At 67.1% G+C, this 3,260-nt stretch carries 4 protein-coding genes; all 4 read right to left on the reverse strand.

Annotated features, from left to right (window positions below):
- A partial coding sequence (locus RMO12_RS14980) for a restriction endonuclease (RefSeq protein WP_309639885.1) occupies nt 1-375 on the reverse strand: 375 nt, incomplete at its 3' end.
- A 586-nt stretch (nt 376-961) separates the two neighbouring features.
- Complete coding sequence (gene lolD, locus RMO12_RS14985; RefSeq protein ID WP_309639886.1) at nt 962-1,681, reverse strand: lipoprotein-releasing ABC transporter ATP-binding protein LolD; 720 nt, start codon at nt 1,679-1,681, stop codon at nt 962-964.
- Nucleotides 1,674-2,930 (reverse strand): lipoprotein-releasing ABC transporter permease subunit, encoded by a 1,257-nt coding sequence (locus tag RMO12_RS14990; protein ID WP_309624072.1) that lies wholly within the window; start codon nt 2,928-2,930, stop codon nt 1,674-1,676. Before RMO12_RS14990 ends, lolD begins: the two co-directional genes overlap by 8 nt.
- Before the next feature lie 119 nt (nt 2,931-3,049).
- Nucleotides 3,050-3,260: hypothetical protein (locus tag RMO12_RS14995; protein ID WP_309639887.1), on the reverse strand; the 211-nt coding region annotated here is incomplete at its 5' end.

Genomic DNA, 3,260 nt, shown 5'->3' on the forward strand with positions numbered 1-3,260 from the left:
GGAGTCCTTGGCTGCTTGTGCACGAGCGTCTCGGGTGAATGCACGCGCCACAAAGAAGCCTCTCTGCGCTCCAACCGTGGCTACCTTCTCCGAAAAAACGATGATCTCGTTCTTGCCAACCTTGGCCTGCCAGTTCTTGCACTCGAAGATGAACGTAGCTTCATACCCGGTTGCCAGCGAGGCGGTAACGAACAGGTCGACCTCGTGCCGTACACCTGCGGACTGAACAATCCGCTTCTGCTCAATCCGGAACGTCCCGTGAGCAAACCCAGGAGCTGAGCGAAGGATGGAGTCTTCGATGGCTCGAACGGCGTCTTCCAGCGAGTCGCCCTTCTCTTTGGGCGATGGCGAGGGTGGGTGCGAGACGGTGTTCATGACGCCTAACTATATTTGCGGCGCTGCATGCACCGGCTGACGTCGCCGGGCAGGACTTGCTGCACGTTGCCGCGCTGATGCGCCGTTGCCGCTTGTCTGCCACGGCCGTGGCAGACAAGCGGTGTGCCGCAGCGTGGCAATGCCTTGTCACACCGTGCGTGGATGCGGATTGCTCGACCCCCGACCGCGCGCGTTCGACAGATCGCCACGCCAGTGACCGACGCTTCCTCCCTCCTCACCGAACTGCGCCTCACCGCCAGTGGCATGAGCCGACGCCTGGCCGCGTGTAGAACGCTGCACGCCTTCAGCAAAGCATGTGCCCAGGCTCCGCGAAGCCGGGCCCGATGGCGAGTCTGCACGCGGGCAAGCGCCAACGCCAGCCCTCGAATGCGCGCGCAGAGTCAGGAACTGGCCGCTGTCGCGGCGTACCCACGACAAGGGAGGTACCGCGCCACTGAAAACAGTTGCAAATCGCCGGTGCGGATGGTGAAACTTGCAGCGGCAATGACTTGCAACCGTCCCCGCACCGACGCGCCGCGCGAAATCCGTACCGGCTTGCGCGCGGTCACCCGAGCCGCCGCGCGGCTCAGTCGCGCAAACGCCCGCGATCGAGGTGCAGGCGGCGCACGCAGCGCGCGGCGAGTTGCTCGTCGTGCGTCACCACCACGTAGGCCGTGCCCTGCGCGTGGGCCAGCTCGAGCATGAGCGCGAACACGCCGTCGGCGGTGGCGCGGTCGAGGTTGCCGGTGGGCTCATCGGCCAGCACGCAGGCCGGGCGGGTGACGAGCGCACGTGCCACCGCGACACGCTGACGCTCGCCGCCGGAGAGTTCGGACGGCCGGTGCGCCACGCGCGCGGCGAGCCCCACCGACGCGAGCGTGGCGCGCGCCTGCTCGCGCGCCTCGTCGCGCGCAAGGCGGCGGATCATCAGCGGCATGGCCACGTTGTCGAGCGCCGTGAACTCCGGCAGCAGGTGATGAAACTGGTAGATGAAGCCGAGGTGGCGGTTGCGCCACTGCCCTTGCTCGGTGGCGCCCATGGCGACGAAATCGCGACCCTGCAACCACACGCTGCCGGCACTCGGGGCGTCCAGGCCGCCCAGCAAGTGCAGCAGCGTGCTCTTGCCCGAGCCCGAGGCGCCCACGATGGCGAGCGTTTCGCCGCGCGCCACGCCGAGGTCGACGCCTTGCAGCACCGGCACGTCCAGGCCGCCCTCGGTGTAGCGCTTGTGCAGGCCGCTGGCGACGAGCACGCGGCGGTCGGCGTCGCCGATGGTTGCGCTGTTGCCCGCGCCGGCCTCACTCATAGCGCAGCGCCTGCGCCGGCTGCACGCGGCTGGCGCGCCAGCTCGGGTAGAGCGTCGCGACGAAGGCGAGCACGAGCGAGATCAGCGCAATCGGCGTGATGTCGCTCGACTGTGGGTCGCTCGGCATGCGACTGATGAGGTAGATGCTGCCGGGCAGGAAGCTCGCGTTGAAGAGCTTTTCCAGCGCTGGCACGATCACGTCGATGTTGTAGGCCACCGCCAGCCCGAGCACCAGGCCACCGGCCGTGCCGATGATTCCCGAGGCCGCCCCCTGCACCATGAAGATTCCCATGATCGAGCGCGGGCTCGCGCCGAGCGTGCGCAGGATGGCGATGTCGGCGCGCTTGTCGGTCACCGTCATGACGAGCGTGCTCACCAGGTTGAAGGCCGCCACCGCGACGATCAAGGTGAGGATGATGAACATCATGCGTTTTTCGAGCTGCACCGCGTCGAACCAGTTGCGGTTGCTGCGCGTCCAGTCGCGCACCGCGTAGGTCGGACCCAGCTCCATGCCCAACTCGGTGCCGATGCGCCGCGCGTCCTGCTGGTTCGCCAGGCGCAGTTGCACGCCGGTGGGGCCTTCCAGGCGAAACAGCTTGGCCGCGTCGTCCAGGTGCATCAGCGCCAGGCCGCTGTCGTACTCAAAGTGGCCGGCATCAAAAGTGCCCACCACCGTCATCTGCTTCAGACGCGGCACCACGCCGGCCGGCGTGACCTGGCCGTTGGGCGTGACCAAGGTGATCGGGTCACCGACCACGACGCCCAGCGTGCGCGCCAGCTCGCCGCCGAGCACGATGCCCCAGGCGCCGGGCTTCAACTGCGCGAGCACGCCCTCCTTCAATTGCGCGGCGATCGGCGTGACCTTCACTTCCTCGGCCGGGTCGATACCGCGCACGATCGCGCCGCGCATCTCGTCACCGCGCGCAATGAGCGCCTGCGCCGCGATGAACGGGGCCGCGCCCTTGACCTCGGCATGGCGCGCCGCCGCAGCCGCAGTGGCGCGCCAGTCGGCCAGCGCCGCGCCCTGCGCGTCGAACACCTCGATGTGCGCGATCACGCTGAGCATGCGGTCGCGCACCTCCTTCTGAAAGCCGTTCATCACCGACAGCACGATGATCAGCGCGGCCACGCCGAGCGCGATGCCCAGCATCGACACGCCGGAGATGAAGGAAATGAAACCGTTACGCCGCCCGCTGCGACCGGCGCGCGTGTAGCGCCAGCCGATGATGAGTTCGTAGGGCCAATTCATGAGCGGGCGATGCTACCCGACGGGTCCGCGCAACCTGGGTCTGCGCATGGGCCACGGCTTCGTGCGACGAGGGACGGCGCTGCTTCCCAGCGGCGCAGCCGACGGCCCTACGGTGTCTGCTACGCAATCGCTTTCAATCGAACAGGAAAGGCAGCCTGCAACCCTCCGTCGGCAATTTTCAGCGTTCTGGTTGCGGGTTGCGGGTTGCTGCCAGCCATCCTGCTGATGCCGCAATCTATAACTTGCAAAACAGCAAAATTACCGCATACTTGTAAGCTATGACTGACATTATCCGCCTGCCAGACGAACTCGGCCAGCAACTGCCGATGG

Origin of the sequence: Methylibium sp., assembly GCF_031393925.1 — a bacterium.
In the GTDB taxonomy this organism is placed as follows: domain Bacteria; phylum Pseudomonadota; class Gammaproteobacteria; order Burkholderiales; family Burkholderiaceae_C; genus Methylibium.